The 15,971-nt window shown below is 62.8% G+C and carries 10 protein-coding genes; 4 read left to right on the top strand and 6 right to left on the bottom strand.

Going from position 1 to position 15,971, the window contains the following annotated elements; translation table 11 throughout:
- The first annotated feature begins 80 nt into the window (after nucleotides 1–80).
- From KKQ10_RS21745 to KKQ10_RS21735, 3 genes are all read left to right on the top strand, one after another.
- A complete protein-coding gene (locus KKQ10_RS21745; protein WP_215502255.1) occupies nucleotides 81–1,082 on the top strand; it encodes a GlxA family transcriptional regulator in 1,002 nt (333 codons plus the stop codon).
- A 276-nt stretch (nucleotides 1,083–1,358) separates the two neighbouring features.
- A complete protein-coding gene (locus KKQ10_RS21740) occupies nucleotides 1,359–2,468 on the top strand; it encodes a DUF3182 family protein (protein WP_215502254.1) in 1,110 nt (369 codons plus the stop codon).
- Nucleotides 2,458–3,216, top strand: a complete 759-nt coding sequence (locus KKQ10_RS21735; RefSeq protein WP_127651259.1) for an alpha/beta hydrolase family protein — start codon at nucleotides 2,458–2,460, stop codon at nucleotides 3,214–3,216. The genes KKQ10_RS21740 and KKQ10_RS21735 overlap by 11 nt, the downstream gene beginning before the upstream one ends.
- Before the next feature lie 114 nt (nucleotides 3,217–3,330).
- Here the strand turns inward: KKQ10_RS21735 and KKQ10_RS21730 are convergent, their stop codons facing one another.
- From KKQ10_RS21730 to KKQ10_RS21710, 5 genes are all read right to left on the bottom strand, one after another.
- A complete protein-coding gene (locus tag KKQ10_RS21730; protein ID WP_215502253.1) occupies nucleotides 3,331–4,305 on the bottom strand; it encodes a lysylphosphatidylglycerol synthase domain-containing protein in 975 nt (324 codons plus the stop codon).
- Entirely contained in the window at nucleotides 4,302–5,576 is a 1,275-nt protein-coding gene (clsB, locus tag KKQ10_RS21725; RefSeq protein WP_215502252.1) for a cardiolipin synthase ClsB, read from the bottom strand. Before clsB ends, KKQ10_RS21730 begins: the two co-directional genes overlap by 4 nt.
- Entirely contained in the window at nucleotides 5,573–6,370 is a 798-nt protein-coding gene (locus KKQ10_RS21720) for an endonuclease/exonuclease/phosphatase family protein (RefSeq protein WP_215502251.1), read from the bottom strand. The genes clsB and KKQ10_RS21720 overlap by 4 nt, the downstream gene beginning before the upstream one ends.
- The gene (locus tag KKQ10_RS21715; protein WP_215502250.1) at nucleotides 6,367–7,293 is read right to left on the bottom strand and encodes a DUF72 domain-containing protein; all 927 of its coding nucleotides are present in this window, start codon (nucleotides 7,291–7,293) and stop codon (nucleotides 6,367–6,369) included. Before KKQ10_RS21715 ends, KKQ10_RS21720 begins: the two co-directional genes overlap by 4 nt.
- A 201-nt stretch (nucleotides 7,294–7,494) precedes the next feature.
- Nucleotides 7,495–8,697, bottom strand: coding sequence for an MFS transporter (locus tag KKQ10_RS21710; RefSeq protein ID WP_215502249.1), 1,203 nt, complete (start codon nucleotides 8,695–8,697; stop codon nucleotides 7,495–7,497).
- Between the two features lie 439 nt (nucleotides 8,698–9,136).
- On the opposite strand from KKQ10_RS21710, the gene KKQ10_RS21705 reads away from it, so the two are divergent.
- On the top strand, nucleotides 9,137–11,236 hold the full coding sequence (locus KKQ10_RS21705) for a mechanosensitive ion channel family protein (RefSeq protein WP_215502248.1): 2,100 nt from the start codon (nucleotides 9,137–9,139) through the stop codon (nucleotides 11,234–11,236).
- A gap of 116 nt (nucleotides 11,237–11,352) precedes the next feature.
- Here KKQ10_RS21705 and KKQ10_RS21700 read toward each other — a convergent pair whose 3' ends face one another.
- Nucleotides 11,353–15,654, bottom strand: coding sequence for a DEAD/DEAH box helicase (locus tag KKQ10_RS21700; RefSeq protein WP_215502247.1), 4,302 nt, complete (start codon nucleotides 15,652–15,654; stop codon nucleotides 11,353–11,355).
- Nucleotides 15,655–15,971 lie beyond the last annotated feature (317 nt).

The raw sequence follows: 15,971 nt of genomic DNA, 5'->3' as shown, positions 1-15,971 counted from the left end.
GGCTGAAAGTGGATTCAGTATTGGCGCTGGCCGGCGTTTCGAAGATTGGCCGTACCGACAATAAGCAGGGGAAAACTGACATGGGCGCAGAAACAGCCGCTACGGTGGAACTGGGCGTACTGATTTACCCGGGCGCGCAGCTGGCGGCGGTGCATGGTCTGACCGACCTGTTCGCGGTCGCCAACCGGATAGCTGCCGAGCATCAGGCTGCGCAGTTGCCCGTGCTGCGCGTCAGTCATTGGCAAGCCGACGCGAAGCAGACGCCGCAGCGGGTTTATGACAGTCATCCAGACGCTGACAATGGTTTGCTGGCGGTGCTGATTCCACCGTCCCTCGGCGGGTTTTCTGCGTCCGGGGTTTCAACGGCGTTGCTGCAATGGCTGCGTGATCAGCATGCTCTCGGCGCCACCCTCGGCGGTGTCTGCGTGGGTTCATTGCTGCTGGCCGAAAGCGGCCTGCTCGACGGTCGCAGCGCGACCACGCACTGGACTTCAACCAAGACGTTTGCCGAGCGTTATCCGAACATCCGGCTCAAGGCGGATACACCGATTGTCGATGACGGCGACCTGATCACCACCGCCGGGCTGATGGCCTGGTCGGAGCTGGGCTTGCGTCTGGTCGATCGCCTGCTCGGGCCGAGCATCGCCAGCGGCACCGCACGGTTTCTGGTGATGGAACACAGTGACAGCGCCAGTGCCTGCGGCAGCAATTTTGCGCCGATCCTGGGCCATGGCGATGCGTCGATTCTGAAGGTCCAGCATTGGCTGCAAAGCACCGGGGCGACCGACGTTTCGCTGACCTCGATGGCCGAGCGGGCGGGGCTGGAGGAGCGCACGTTCTTGCGTCGCTTTCGCGCGGCGACCGGGTTGAAACCCACCGAATACTGCCAGCATCTGCGGGTTGGCAAGGCACGAGAGCTGCTGGAGTTCACCAACGGCACTATCGACCACATTGCCTGGACGGTGGGCTATCAGGACCCGGGAGCGTTTCGCGCGATCTTCAAGAAAGTCACCGGGCTGGCGCCGAGTGATTATCGGGCGCGGTTTGGGGTGACCCCGCCCGTGAAAACACCGACCACCTGATGCAGGAGTGAGCCTGCTCGCGATTGCAATCTGTCAGCTGGAAACCAAGCGACTGATCCTCCGCTATCGCGAGCCGGCTCATGCCTACAGGGGGGGGCATTGCGAGATCGTGCAAATTGCCGGGAATTTATCGGCCGTCGTGCAGATTGAAACAGGCGCGATGCCAGCACCTTTTCGCCAAGTTTCTGATTAGCCGAGCATTTCCCTGAATCCACCGTTGGCCTGATCTCTGCACCGTTCATCACTACATTCACCAAACCGTTGCAAGGGGAACGCATGACCCCGACGCCGAGCAGGAAAATGATCGTCGCGCACTCGGTGCGCACTGGCGCGCCGCAACATGAAGTTCAGACCAACAAGGCGCTGGCCCGTTGGCTGGCGCAAATTCTCGGGCTCGAATTCGCCGGCACCTACGACCCGGAAAAACACCGTGGTCGCGACCTGTACTGGTTGCCGACGCAAACCATTGTCGGTGCCAGCCAGGCGCAGACATTGGGCATCAATAGCGCGGATGACTTGTGGGGCGGATTCGTCGAACACGATTTCATCTGCACCAAGGCGATCAGTCACGGCCTGCGCAGTCATCTGGCCCACGCGCCCCAAGGCTGGGCGCCGCTGTTCTCCGAGCGCGTGCGCGATGTGGTACTCGATGGCCTGACCGTGTTTGCCCTGGAAGATGCGCGGCCCGCCGCCGAGCATCTGCTGTACAGCGGGCCGATCCGTCTGAAGCCGATTCACGCCTGCGCCGGTCGCGGCCAGGAAGTGATCAACAGCCTCGACGCCTTCGATGAAGTGCTCGCCCGTGCGGACGCCCCTCAACTGTTTCGTGAAGGCGTGGTGCTGGAGCAGGACTTGAGCAAGGTCTTCACCCACAGCGTCGGCCAGTCATTCATCGGCGGCAAGGTGCTGAGTTACTGCGGTGATCAATACTTGACCCAGGATGCCCGTGGCGAAGACGTCTACGGCGGCTCGAATCTGCTGGTGGTGCAGGGCGGTTACGAGCAGTTGCTGGCGCTGGAGCTGCCGGAGGAAGTGCGTCTGGCCATCGGACAGGCGCAGATTTTCGACCGGGCGGCGGATGAGGCCTATCCAGGTTTCTACGCCTCACGCCGCAACTACGACATTGCCCAAGGCCTGGACAGCAATGGCAAACCCCGCAGCGGTGTGCTCGAACAATCCTGGCGCATGGGCGGTGCCAGCAGCGCTGAACTGGCCGCGCTGCAAGGCTTCGTCAACGATCCGCAGATGCCGGCGATCCGCGTGTCGACGGTGGAAACTTACAGCGATCAAACCCTGCCGGCGGACGCCATCGAAATCTATCGCGGGCCGGCCGAGAACAGCGACTTCCTCCTCAAATACGTAACGGTCAAATCCTATGACGGCTAGAAGCGAAAGCATTCAAATCGACATTGATGACGAACAGATGAGCGGGACGTTTCTCAGTCCCAAATCGAAAGTCCCCGGCGTGTTGTTTGTCCACGGCTGGGGCGGTAGCCAGGAGCGCGACCTTGAGCGCGCCAAGGGCATCGCCGGGCTTGGCTGTGTGTGCCTGACCTTCGACCTGCGCGGCCACACCGGTGGCACCGGCATTCCGCTGACCCGGGTGACCCGCGAAGACAATCTGCGCGACCTGCTCGCGGCCTACGACCGATTGCTCGCGCACCCGGCGCTCGACACCTCGGCGATTGCGGTGGTCGGCACCAGTTACGGCGGCTACCTGGCGTCGATTCTCACCTCGTTGCGCCCGGTGCGCTGGCTGGCGCTGCGGGTGCCGGCGCTGTATCGCGACGATCAATGGCACACGCCCAAGCGTGATCTGGACAAGGCTGACCTGCGTGACTATCGCGGCACCCTGGTGCGCGCCGACAGCAATCGCGCCTTGCACGCCTGTTCGCAGTTCACCGGGGATGTGTTGCTGGTGGAATCGGAAACCGACGACTACGTGCCGCACTCAACGATCATGAGTTACCGCGCTGCGTGTCAGCAGACGCATTCGCTGACGCACCGGATCATCGACGGGGCTGACCACGCCTTGAGCGAGCCGGTTTCGCAGCAGGCCTACACCTCGATTCTGGTGGACTGGATTACCGAGATGGTGGTCGGTGAGCGGTTGAGCATTATTCAGTCAAGTTGAGCTGTGTCGTTGTTTCGGACGCTATCGCGAGCAGGCTCACTCCTACATTTTGGAATGCATTCCCCTGTAGGAGTGAGCCTGCTCGCGATAGCCATTTCACGTTCAACAAAAGACTCAGGACGGTTTCTTCTCAATCCGCAACGCCTTCGCCTTGGCCTCCACCAGCAGATACATCACCACCGTGATCAACAGCGGCAGCAGAAAATAAATCGCCCGGTACGCCAGCAGCCCCGCCACCAGACTGCCGCGTGAAGCCTCGTGTTGCAGCAGCGCGACAAACACCGCTTCCAGCACCCCGAGCCCTGCGGGAATGTGCGTGATGACCCCGGCAATCGCACTGATCAACAGCACGCCGAGCACCAGCGGGTAATCCAGCTTGCCCGGCAGCAGCGTGAAAATCACCGCCGCCATCAGCGACCAGTTCAGCGCACCGAGGAGCAATTGCAGGACGGCCATGCGCAGTGACGGCAGGTTGATTTCCACCCCGCGAATCGACCACTCGCGGCGCGTCGAAAACTGGCACGCAGCGAGGTAACCGGCACTCAACAGCAACAACAGCACGCCGATGCCCTGCAACGCGTCGCTGCTGACTTTCCAGCCCGGTGGCATGCTCACCAGGCCACTGCTGAACACCACGCCGGCAATTGTCATGTAGCCGAACCAGTTGGTCGCCAGGCTCAGGCCGAGGATTTTGGCGATGTTGCCTTTGCTCACCCCCAGGCGCGAATACAGCCGATAGCGCATGGCGATGCCACCGACCCAGGCGCTGAGATTGAGGTTGAAGGCATAGCTGATGATCCCCACCGGCAGGATCTGTTTCCAGGTCAGGTCCTGGCGAATGTAGGTGCGCCCGATCAGGTCGAAACTGGCGTACACCAGAAAGCTCAGCAGGGTCAGGCTGGCGGCGATGATCAGTGTGCGGACCTTGAAGTCGGCCAGGGTCTGCAGCACCTCCGCCCATTCGATGCGCGTGGCGAACAGCGTCAGCAACACGATCAGCGCGAGGAAGAACAGCAAGGTCAGCGGACGTTTCCAACGACTCCAGCGGGAGTGTGTGGCTGGCGCCGATTGCACGTGGGAGTGGCTCATGACGTGCCACCTCGAAACGGCTTGAGCCGCGGTTTGTGCGCCGGCAACCAACCCGCCATCGCGGGGAAATGCCGCAGGAAGTGGAACACCAGAAACCCCACGGTCATGTGCCAGATCCGACCGCGCGGCGACTTGCTCGGGTCCATGGCCTTGCAATGGTTCTGGCTCAGGTCTTCGAGGCGCTGGAACAACTCCGCGTTGAACGCACGATCACGGATCAACACGTTGGCTTCCAGGTTCAGCGACAGGCTCAGCGGGTCGAGATTGCTCGAACCGACCGTGCTCCATTCCTCGTCCACCAGCGCGACTTTGCCGTGCAGCGGCCGCTGGCAATATTCGTGAATCTGCACGCCGGCCCTGAGCAGGTAGTCGTAGGTCATGCGCGCCGCCAGTTTTGCCACCAGCATGTCCGGCTGGCCTTGCAGGATCAGCCGCACCTCGACGCCCCGGCGCGCGGCATTGCGGATCTCGCGCAGCAGGCGATAGCCGGGGAAGAAGTAGGCGTTGGCGATCACCACCCGGCGTTTCGCCCGGCGCATTACCTGCAAGTACACGTCTTCGATATCAGTTTGGTGCTGATTGTTGTCGCGAAAGACCAGGCGTACCTGACCGTCGTGATCGCTGAAGGCCATTTCTGCGCGACGCTGGCGCCGACGCAGCCACCAGAACCGTGCGCGTCCCGGGCGACCGCTTTGCAGCAGGGCGAAGTGATGGATGTCGGCGACCGCCGGCCCCTGAACCTGCACCGCATAATCCTGTTTCGCTTCGGGGCCGAAATCGGCCAGGTGATCGCCGGAAAAGTTGATCCCGCCAATGAACGCAATCAGTCCGTCGACCACCACGATCTTGCGGTGCAGACGGCGGAACCAATTGGTGCGAATGCCCAGTCGTTTTGGCGCCGGATCGAAGATTTGCAGGTGCACGCCCGCGTCGCTCAATGCCGAGAGATAACCGGTGGTCAACTCGCCACAACCGAAGCCGTCGAGGCTGACGGTGGTGCGCACGCCGCGTTGTGCGGCGTCGATCAGGATCTGCTGCAACTCTGCGCCGACCTTGTCTTCAAAAACGATGAAAGTCTCCAGCAGAATTTCACTCTTCGCCGCACGCATGGCGTCGAACACCCGGGGGAAATATGACTCGCCGTTTTCCAGCAACTCGACGCGGTTGTTGCCTTGCCAGCCGTACTCGACATCGACATGGCCGGGCTCGCGTACCGGCGAGGTGATGCTGACCGGTTCCACGGCGGATTTCTCCAGCGGTGCGCTGCTCATAATTCAATCTCCACCGATAACGGGGCGTGGTCGGAAAGGTGGGACCAGGGCCGGTTTGCCAGGACTTTCGGCTGGCTGGCCTTGAGGTTGCGCACGTAAATACGGTCCAGGCGCAGGGTCGGCAGACGCGCGGGAAAGCTGCGCGCCGGTTTGCCGTGATGCTCGGCGAACACTTCGCGCAAACCGCAAGGCTTGAGTAGCGCATCGGCGCGCTGGCGCCAGTCGTTGAAGTCCCCGGCGACGATCACCGGCGCATCTTTCGGCAGCTCCGCCAGGCGCTGACCGAGCAATTGCAGTTGCGCGTTGCGATGGCTTTCGCGCAGGCCCAGGTGCACGCAGATCGCATGCACCTCGACACCGTCGCCCGGCAGGCGCAGCACGCAATGCAACAGACCGCGGTTCTCATGGCCGCTGATCGAGACGTCGAGGTTGTCGTGGCGGATGATCTGGAATTTCGACAGCAACGCATTGCCGTGATCACCTTCCGGGTACACCGCGTTGCGCCCGTAGGCGAATTGAGGCCAGAGGCTGTCGGCGAGGAACTCGTACTGCGGCATCGTCGGCCAGTTGCTGTAGCGCTTGGGATGGTGCTCGTGGGTGCCGTGGACTTCCTGCAGAAACACCACGTCAGCCGCCACGCTGCGCACCGCTTCGCGTAATTCCGGGAGGATGAAGCGTCGATTGAGCGCGGTGAACCCCTTGTGCGTGTTGACCGTCAGCACGGTAAAACTGCGCACCGACGGCGCGACGACCGAGCCTTCATCGGTGAAGCCCACCGGCTCTGGAATACTCATGCGAGCACCCCTTCGCCAGCGGGCTCGCCGGGGGTGGTTGCCAGGTGTTTGTCGAGGTCGAAACGCTGGAGAAGATTGCGAGCGTCGTAAGGGGCACGGACTTTGATGTCGTTGTCGAAGTAGCAGAACACTTCGCGGGTTTTTCGCGCCCGAGGCTTGAGGCGCGGCGCGATCAGGTGCGCATCGGCGGGCTGCTTGCCGTGATGCCAGGCATCAATGCGTTCGGCCCAGTTTTTCAGCGCGCAGTCGCTGTAGCCGCTGGCGTAAAGCTCTTCGGCCCCGTGCAGGCGCAGGTAGACGAAATCGCTGGTGAGGTCTTCGCGGTACGGCCATTTGCCGGCGGTGTCGGCGATCACCAGGGCGGTGTTGTAGCGTTTCAACAAGCGGATGAAGTCGGGATCGATGAACGTTTCGTTGCGCACTTCCACGGCATGGTGCAGCGGTTTTTTGCGCCAGACGTTGAGGCTGGCATGGCCGTGCAGGTGGGCATCGTGCTGGCGGGCGAGGGCGGCTGCCGCCTCGGTGTCGTGGGGCAGCAGAGCGAGAAAGTGTTCGAAGCGCTCGGGGTCGAATTTGAAGTTTGGCGGAAACTGCCACAGGATCGGCCCGAGCTTTTGCTTGAGCTCCAGCACCCCGGAAGCGAAGAAGTTCGCCAGCGGCTTTTCGATCTCGCGCAAGCGGCGGATATGGGTGATGAAACGCGGCGCCTTGACGCTGAACACGAAGTCATCGGGTGTTTCGGCGTACCACTGGGCGTAACGTTCGGGCCGTTGCAGGGCGTAGAACGATCCATTGATTTCGATGCTGTTGACCGCCCGTGAAGCGAACTGCAATTCGCGTTTCTGGGTCAGTCCTTTCGGGTAGAAATCCCCGCGCCACGGAGCGTAGCGCCAGCCGGAAATACCGATGTGAATCGTTGCCATGCCGCCCTCCCGTTGTCAGTCCTCGTACAGCCTGTATTTGGTGATGACTGTGGGCGGTTCGGGAAAGTTTCGGTGGTGTTACGGACGGTAGTCTGGAGAACTCATTAACCCTGTAGGAGCTGCCGAAGGCTGCGATCTTTTGATCTTTAAAATCAAAAGATCGCAGCCTTCGGCGGCTCCTACAGGGGAATCTGGGTTTTATCAGTGACCGATGACGATGCGCGAAGAACTCTCGGCATAGGTCGGGCCGAGGCGGTCGAGGCGACCGCTCCACGCGGTCAGCGCCAACGCTACCAGCACCACCACCCCACCGATCCACGCCGTGTGAATCAGGCCAAGGTGCTCGACGATCAGTCCGCCGCCCCACGCTCCGCCCGCAATCCCCAGGTTGAACGCAGCAATGTTCAGCCCCGATGCCACGTCCACCGCCTGCGGCGTGTGATGTTCAGCCTGACGCACCACATACACCTGCAGACCCGGCACGTTGCCGAACGCCACCGCACCCCACACCAGCACCGTGGCCAGCGCCAGCCATGGATTGCCGGCGGTGAAGGTCAGCACGAACAGCACCGCCGCCAGCAGAGCGAAGATGATTTTCAGGGCGCTGATCGGCCCGCGTTTGTCCGCCAGTTTGCCGCCCCAGATGTTGCCGACCGCCACCGACACGCCGTACACCAGCAGCACCAGGCTGACGGTGCCGGCGCTGAAGCCGGAGATGTCCTGAAGGATCGGCGCGAGGAAGGTGAAGGCGATGAACGAGCCGCCGTAACCGATCGCGGTCATGGCGTACACCAGCAGCAGGCGCGGTTGTTTCAGCACTTGCAGTTGCTGCAGCAAGGACGCCGGTTTGCTGTGGGCAATGTTGTTCGGCACATACAGCAGGCTGCCGATGAAGGCGATCACACCCAGCGCCGAGACGGCGAGGAAGGTTTCACGCCAGCCGAAATGCTGGCCGATGAACGTGCCCAGCGGCACGCCGGTGACCAGGGCCACGGTGAGCCCGGTGAACATGATCGCAATCGCGCTGGCGGCTTTTTCCTTGGGCACCAGGCTGGTGGCGATGGTTGAGCCGATGGAGAAGAACACCCCGTGCGCCAGGCCCGTGACGATCCGCGCCAGCACCAGCGATTCATAACTCGGCGCCAGCCAGGCCAGCAGGTTGCCGAGGGTGAACAGCACCATCAGCGACAGCAGCAACAGTTTGCGCGGGACTTTGCCGGTGAGGGCGGTCAGCACCGGCGCGCCAATGGCGACGCCCAGCGCATACAGACTGACCAGCAGCCCGGCGGATGGCAGGCTGACGCCGAGATCGGCGCCGATGGTGGGTAACAGACCAACGATGACGAACTCGGTCGTCCCGATGGCGAATGCGCTGAGGGTCAGCGCGAGCAAGGCAATGGGCATGACAGCACTCCGGTAGAGGTTTGAATGGAGCGCAGTGTCGGGGTTTGGGTTGTGCGGAAAAATAGAGGGAGAGGCATTTGATATTTGCCTTTGGCGCAAAGATCCCGCTGTGCCGAGTACCTGTGGGGAGGGAGCTTAATGTGGCGAGCTGGCTTGCTGTGGAGAAAGGGCTTGCTGTGGAGAGAGGGCTTGCTGTGGCGAGGGGGCTTGCCCCCGTTCGACTGCGAAGCAGTCGTGAATACAGGCACCTCGGTCGTATCCGTAAACACAGTGGCGCCTGATCCGGGGCTGCTTCGCAGCCCAGCGGGGGCAAGCCCCCTCGCCACAGGGGTGTGTTTATTCGTAGGCATGGCGAGAGGATTCATTCAGGGCAAAAACCGAACTTGTCCGCCATTCACCGATCAGTTCCTTACAGGTTCAGCCAAGGGAGAACGGAGTTTTGATCAAGTTCAGGATCGCCATTGTGCTGGGAGTGCTGCTGTTTCTCGGCGCCAGTGAACTGGAGGCCGCGGCGTTGCCCGGTGTACCGGCCGCCACCACCCAGGCCGCCGAGGCCGAGCCGATTGTGCAGGGCGGTTTGCTCGGCGCGATCAGTTCGAGCATCGACGATGTGCAGGACAAACTCGATCTCAACGAACATCTGGTCGATGCCTGGCGCCTGCGTGCCGACCGTGCGGCGGACGAGGTCGACAAACTGGTCAACCAGTCGTCGGATCGTTCGGGCTGGAGCGTCGCCGGGGATTTCCTGATGTTGTCGGGGGTGTGGCTTGGCGCCTTTGCGCTGCTCACGGTACTCGGTAGCCTGCTGGCCAAGCGTCTGAGTCAGGGCCGTTGGCTGCGTACCCGCCAGCGCAGCCAGGACCTGCTCGGCTACCTGTTGCCGTACACGCTGCCGGCGCTGATCTGTCTGCCGCTGACGCTGTACGTCAGCCACTTTCTGCAAGCCTCGGTGGGCCGGGCGCTGGCGCTGTGTCTGGCGTATGCCACCAGCAGCGGCATTTTCTCCACCTCGATGTTGTTGTGCGTGGTGGTGATGTTCAACGTCGGGCACAAACGGCCTGCCGCGCGGATCATCCGCGACTATTGTCCGAAACCGCTGTTCCTGATCGGTTTCCTCGCCGCCTTGAGTGACGCGTTGACCAGCCCGCAGATCGCCCGTCAGTTAGGCGGCAACATCACCAGCAGTGTCGCGGTGTTCACCGGGCTGATCGCCTCGATCATTTTCGGCCTGCTGGTGATTCGCCTGCGCCGGCCGGTGGCGCACCTGATCCGTAACCGGCCACTGGCGCAGCGCCTGAAACAACCGTCGCTGCAGGAGTCGCTGCGGATTTTTTCCGGGCTCTGGTACTGGCCGATCGTGCTGATGGTGCTGGTCTCGGCGGTCAACCTGATCGGCATCGGCGAGGACAACCAGAAGGCGCTGCGTTGCGCGTTGTTCACCACGGTGCTGCTGATTGGCACGGTGTTCCTGAGCACCATCCTCCAGCACGTGTTCAAGTCGCGAAAGGCCGAAGCGATCCAGCGCAGCAGCGCCTATAAGGAACGCTTCCTCAGCCTGTTGCACGCCTTGCTGCGGATCGTCATCGCGATTGCCTTCATCGATATTCTCGGGCGGATCTGGGGCGTTTCTCTGCTCGATTTCGCCCAGAGCAGCACGGTCGGCCGGGCGATCAGCAACGCCCTGAGCAGCATCGGCCTGATCTTTCTGGTGACGTGGCTGTTGTGGGTGGTGCTCGACACGGCGATTCAGGAAGCGCTGAAACCACCGGTCAGCAAACGCTCGTCACGTCAGCCCAGCACCCGGGTGAAAACCATCCTGCCGCTGCTGCGCAACGCGATCAAAATCATCCTCGTGGTGATCTGCGCGATCACCACCATGGCCAACCTGGGGATCAACGTCGCGCCACTGCTGGCCGGTGCCGGGGTAGTCGGTCTGGCGATCGGTTTCGGTTCGCAGCAACTGGTGCAGGACGTGATCACCGGGCTGTTCATCATCATCGAAGACACCTTGTCGATCGGCGACTGGGTGGTGCTCGATTCCGGGCACGCCGGCACGGTCGAAGGCCTGACCATTCGCACCCTGCGTCTGCGTGACGGCAAGGGTTTTGTGCACTCGGTGCCGTTCGGCCAGATCAAAGCGGTCACCAATCAGTCGCGGCAGTTTGCCTATGCGTTTTTCTCGGTGCAGTTCACTTACGACACCGATGTCGACAAGGCCATCGAACTGATCCGCGAGACTGGCGATTCGATCCGCGAAGACCCGTTTCTCAAGTACAACCTGCAAGGGCCGCTGGATGTCTTCGGGGTGGACAAGATGGACTTGAACGGCGTGGTGCTGACGGCGCAATTCCGCACCGTGTCGGGCGGGCAATATGCGGTGAACCGGGCGTTCAACCAGCGTTTGAAAAAGCTTGTGGATAACAGCCCGGTGGTGCATTTCGCGCAGACTTATCCCCAGCAGGTTTTGTTGCCCAAGCGGCAGGAAGAAACACCTGTGGAGCATTCGGCGGTGGTGTTGCCGCAGGAGTCGCGGACCTAGCGCGCGATGGTGTATCGGGAGTACCGGCCTCATCGCGAGCAGGCTCACTCCTACATTTGGAATGCGTTTCCCCTGTAGGAGTGAGCCTGCTCGCGATAGCGCCAGTCCAGACGACATCAATGCCGGATCAGCTTGCCGCGCACCTGTTCCATGGATACTTGGTCCAGCTCCAGCCAGATCTGCTGTTTGCCGGCAATCTCGGCCGCCGCCGGAAGACCATCGCGATACACCAGCCGATTGCTCGCCAGTGCCGGCACTTTCACCCCCGGCAACAACGTCCCGGCCAGATTCAGCGGATCCACCCCGCACACCGCGATCAAACTGCCGTCATGCGGCCGCCGCCGTACTTCACGCAGCAATGGAATCGCCTCCGGCAAGGCAAATTGTTCACCCGCCAGACCGCTGACAAAGCGCCCGCCGCGAATCTCGCCACGGGCCTCCAGTCGATGAAACGTGCGCAGCAATTCACGCCAGCTCGGCAGCCAATCCGCCTCGCGTTCCAGCAGGCGCCAGAACACCACGCCGTAGCGCCGCAGCAAGGTCATGGCGACGTGCTCGAGGGTTTCCGGCGAAACGCTCTGGCGGTTCTCCACCAGTGGCCCTCGACGCAACAACGCCCAGCGTCCGGCATCGTCCATACCGCCGACGAACGCGCCGCGCCCGCGACGACTGCTGCGTTGCTGGCGCTTGCTCGCCGGGGTGATCAGCGCGCGCAGGCCGGCGAAGCTGTCGGCGTTCACCAGGCCGGCACCGACCAGTTCCTGCAAGGCGATTTCCAGCTCGGTGCGCAACAGGTGTGCTTCGTGGATCAACTCATCGAAAAACAGCGCGCCATGCTGACTCAGTGCCTCGTGGACCTTCCGGGTTTTCGGCGACAGTTCACTGACCGGCGTTTGCTCGGCCAGCGCACTCCACAATCCGACCTGGCTACGTGGCAGCAGCACAATCGGTGTACTGCGCAGGGCCGTACCGCTGACTTTCTGCCGGGCACTGAGCCGCGTCCACACCAGTTTGCCGTTGCGGCACAGGTCATCCAGCCAGCTCGGTGAATAGTCCTTGAGCCGCGCCGGGAGAATGTCGCTGTCCCACGCGGAGGCCGCCGCCGGATAGCCTTCGAACTGGCCGACAATCGCTGGCAACACCGCGCTGCCCTGACCGCGCGTGGCGTTGGACAGGTGCTGCCAATCGAACAGAAAACGCATGAAATCCTGCAACGCCACCGGCTCGATTTCCCGGCGCAAACGCTTGACCGTGTAGCGATGGATGCGCGCCAGCAGATGCCGTTCGCACCATTCTTCAACCGCCACGCCCGGGGTGAAATGCCCACGCAGCACGTAGCCTTCGCGCTCCAGTTGCGCGAGGGCTTGTGCGACTTGCGCGGTGGGCAGCGCCAGCGGCTCGGCAATCGCCGGTAACGGCAGCGGGCCAAACGCGCCGAGCCGCGCGCGGATCACTTCGACCAGGGCCTCATCGAACGTCCAGGGTTCATTGAAACCGGGTAAGGCCTCCTGCTGCGGTTGCAGCGTGGCCTGTGGATAAAGGGCCAACAGGCAGGTCAGGCGTTCTCGCGCCAGCCACAGGCAACGTTGTGGATTGATCATCAGACAGCAGGCGCGGCCACCGCCAGTCAGTGTGTTCAGCCACTCGCGCCAAGGCTGGTTGGCCTGCACTTCGGCCTCGCTGACGCACGCCAGACTCATCAGCGCCTCGTGCATCTCATCGACATTGGCCGGCGTCGGCCACGCCTCTTCACGCACGGCGTCGATGGCATCGGCATCCAGTGCACCGAGGTCATCGGTGGATTGCGGATCGCTCCAGCGCCGGTTGATCACCGCTTGAGTCCGGCGCTCCTCCAGCGGTGCGTCGTCGAGAAAGGTGTACGGCCGCGCACTGAGAATTTCTGCCGCCAGCGGTGACGGCGCCGGCAGATCGCGGCTGAGCAAACGCACTTCGCCACGCTCCATGCGCCGCAGCAACTGCAGCCAGCCTTCGCTGTCCATGGCCTCGTGCAGGCAGTCGTCGAGGGTCTGTTCCACCAGCGGGTGTTCAGGGATTTCCCGTTCGCCGGCGAGGTTTTCCAGGCAGGCGATCTGGTCCGGAAACACGCTGGCGATCAGGTCTTCGCTTTTCATCCGCTGCAACTGCGGCGCGACTTTGCGCCCGCCGGTAAAACGCGGCAACGCCAGCGCCACCCCGGCATTCCAGCGCCAGCGCACGCCGAACAATGGCGCGTCCAGAATCGCTTGAATCAGGATGTGCTCGGCGCTGTTGCTGTGCAGGTAACGCCAGACGTCATCAAGTTCGAAACTGTGGCTGGTGGACAGCGACAGGACGATCGCATCTTCACTGGCGGCGGCTTGCAATTCGAAGTTGAAGGTGCGGCAGAAACGCTTGCGCAGCGCCAGGCCCCAGGCGCGGTTGATGCGGCTGCCGAACGGTGAATGGATGATCAGCTGGGTGCCACCGGACTCGTCGAAAAACCGCTCCATCAGCAGCGTGTCCTGTGAGGGCAGGGCGCCGAGGGTCAGGCGTGCGCGGGACAGATACTCCACCAGTTGTTCGGCGCTGGCGCGGTTCAGGCCGAGGGTTGCGGTCAGCCAGTCGAGCGCCGGTTGCAGATCGCCGGGGCGGCTGCTGAGCAATTCGTCGAGGGTTGCTTGCAGGCGCGCCACCGCCGAAGACAACTCATCGCTGCGCCCCGGGGCTTCGCCGAGCCAGAACGGAATGGTCGGCGGCTGGCCTTGGGCATCCTCGACCCGCACCTTGCCGGTTTCCACCCGCAGGATGCGATAGGAGGTGTTGCCGAGTTGAAACACGTCGCCAGCAATGCTTTCCACGGCGAAGTCTTCGTTGACGCTGCCAATGTTCAGGCCCTGCGGTTCCAGCAGCACGCTGTAGTCGGCGTTGTCCGGGATGGTGCCGCCGCTGGTCACGGCAGTCAGTTGCGCACCACGGCGGCCGCGCAGGGTGCGGCTGACGGCGTCGCGATGCAGGTAAGCGCTGCGGATGCCCTGGCGACCGTTGTAGCCTTCGGCGAGCATGGTCAGCAGCGCCTGATAGTGTTTTTCGTCGAGTTCGCGATAGGGCGAGGCTCTGCGGAAGGTCGTCAGCAGCGCGTCTTCCGCCCATTCCTGGCAACTGACTTCGGCGATGATCTGCTGCGCCAGTACATCCAGCGGCGCTTCAGGAATGTGCAGGGTGTCGAGTTCGCCACGGCGCACGCAGTCGAGCAGGGCGGCGCATTCGATCAGGTCGTCGCGGGTGGTGGCGAACAAGCGACCTTTGGGCGTGCCACCGACCTGGTGTCCGGAACGCCCCACTCTTTGCAGAAACCCGGCAATCGATCGCGGCGAGGCGATCTGACAGACCAGATCGACTTCGCCGATATCGATGCCCAATTCCAGCGAGGCGGTGGCGATCAGCACTTGCAGTTCGCCACGCTTGAGCCGCTGTTCGGCGTCGAGGCGAAACTCCTTGGCCAGACTGCCGTGGTGCGCGGCGACTGCGTGTTTGCCCAGGCGTTCGCTGAGGTGGCGGCTCAAGCGTTCGGCCAGACGCCGGGTGTTGACGAAAATCAGCGTGGTGCGGTGTTCGCGGGCAAACTCGGCGAGGCGATCGTAGACCAGTTCCCAGACGTCGTTGGCCATCACTGCTGACAACGGCACCGGCGGCACTTCAATGCCCAGGTCCCGCGGGCGGGCGTGGCCGATGTCGATGATCTCGCAGGGCCGATCGGTGCCGACCAGAAACCGCGCCACGGCGTCGATGGGTTTTTGCGTGGCGGACAAACCGATGCGGGTCAGCGGTTCGGCGCACAGGGCCTGCAAGCGTTCGAGGCTCAGCGCCAGGTGGCTGCCGCGCTTGCTGGCGGCGATCGCATGGATTTCGTCGACGATCACCGTGCGTGTGGTGCCGAGCATTTTGCGTCCGGACTCGGAGCCGAGCAGCACGTACAGCGATTCCGGGGTGGTCACCAGAATGTGCGGCGCGCTTTTGCGCATGGCGACGCGCTCTTTTTGCGGGGTGTCGCCGGTGCGCACGGCCGTGGTGATCTGCAATTCGGGCTGGCCCATCTGGCGCAACTGCTCGGTGATCCCCGCCAGCGGGTTCTGCAGGTTGATGCGGATGTCGTTGGACAACGCCTTGAGCGGCGAAACGTAGACCACCAGGGTCTCGTCTGGCAGGCCGTCGGGGTTTTCCAGGCCACGGTGGACGAGGTCGTCGAGCACGGCGAGGAACGCGGTAAGGGTTTTGCCGGAACCGGTGGGCGCGGCGATCAGCGTCGAGCGGCGCTGGCGGATCAACGGCCACGCGCGGGCCTGAGCGGCGGTGACCGTCGGGAAGGTGCTGCTGAACCAGGCGCTGACGGCGGGGTGGAAGCCTGCCAGGGCGGCGTCCTTGGGGATGGGCAGATTCATGCTTAAGTTATGCGGGTGGTCATCCGAAGATGCAAGTTTTCCAGACCGGCTGATAACCCTGTGGCGAGGGGGCTTGCCCCCGTCGGGGCGCGAAGCGGCCCCGCTTTTCGACCCTTTCGCCTATCAATGTTTACGACGGCTTCACAGCCGGACGGGGGCAAGCCCCTCGCCACAGGAAACCGGGTGAATCCCGGCGATCTACACTTTACGGGTGACGGTTGCGCACTAAACCCGCAAAATGCAACGATTCCGGCAATTATCGACGACGGCGCCATACCGGCCGTCGCTAAAGCCATCGTTCCAATCAGACTGGGCCT

Origin of the sequence: Pseudomonas sp. MG-9 (genome assembly GCF_018729515.1) — a bacterium.
Classification (GTDB): domain Bacteria; phylum Pseudomonadota; class Gammaproteobacteria; order Pseudomonadales; family Pseudomonadaceae; genus Aquipseudomonas; species Aquipseudomonas serboccidentalis.
This window is presented reverse-complemented; position numbering and strand designations above follow the sequence as displayed.

Coding starts and splice junctions, on each gene's coding strand:
- KKQ10_RS21735 (WP_127651259.1), top strand. CDS start 2,458: ATGACGGCTAGAAGCGAAAGCATTCAAATCGACATTGATGACGAACAG.
- KKQ10_RS21740 (WP_215502254.1), top strand. CDS start 1,359: ATGACCCCGACGCCGAGCAGGAAAATGATCGTCGCGCACTCGGTGCGC.
- KKQ10_RS21730 (WP_215502253.1), bottom strand. CDS start 4,305: ATGAGCCACTCCCACGTGCAATCGGCGCCAGCCACACACTCCCGCTGG.
- KKQ10_RS21715 (WP_215502250.1), bottom strand. CDS start 7,293: ATGGCAACGATTCACATCGGTATTTCCGGCTGGCGCTACGCTCCGTGG.
- KKQ10_RS21720 (WP_215502251.1), bottom strand. CDS start 6,370: ATGAGTATTCCAGAGCCGGTGGGCTTCACCGATGAAGGCTCGGTCGTC.
- KKQ10_RS21700 (WP_215502247.1), bottom strand. CDS start 15,654: ATGAATCTGCCCATCCCCAAGGACGCCGCCCTGGCAGGCTTCCACCCC.
- clsB (WP_215502252.1), bottom strand. CDS start 5,576: ATGAGCAGCGCACCGCTGGAGAAATCCGCCGTGGAACCGGTCAGCATC.
- KKQ10_RS21745 (WP_215502255.1), top strand. CDS start 81: ATGGGCGCAGAAACAGCCGCTACGGTGGAACTGGGCGTACTGATTTAC.
- KKQ10_RS21710 (WP_215502249.1), bottom strand. CDS start 8,697: ATGCCCATTGCCTTGCTCGCGCTGACCCTCAGCGCATTCGCCATCGGG.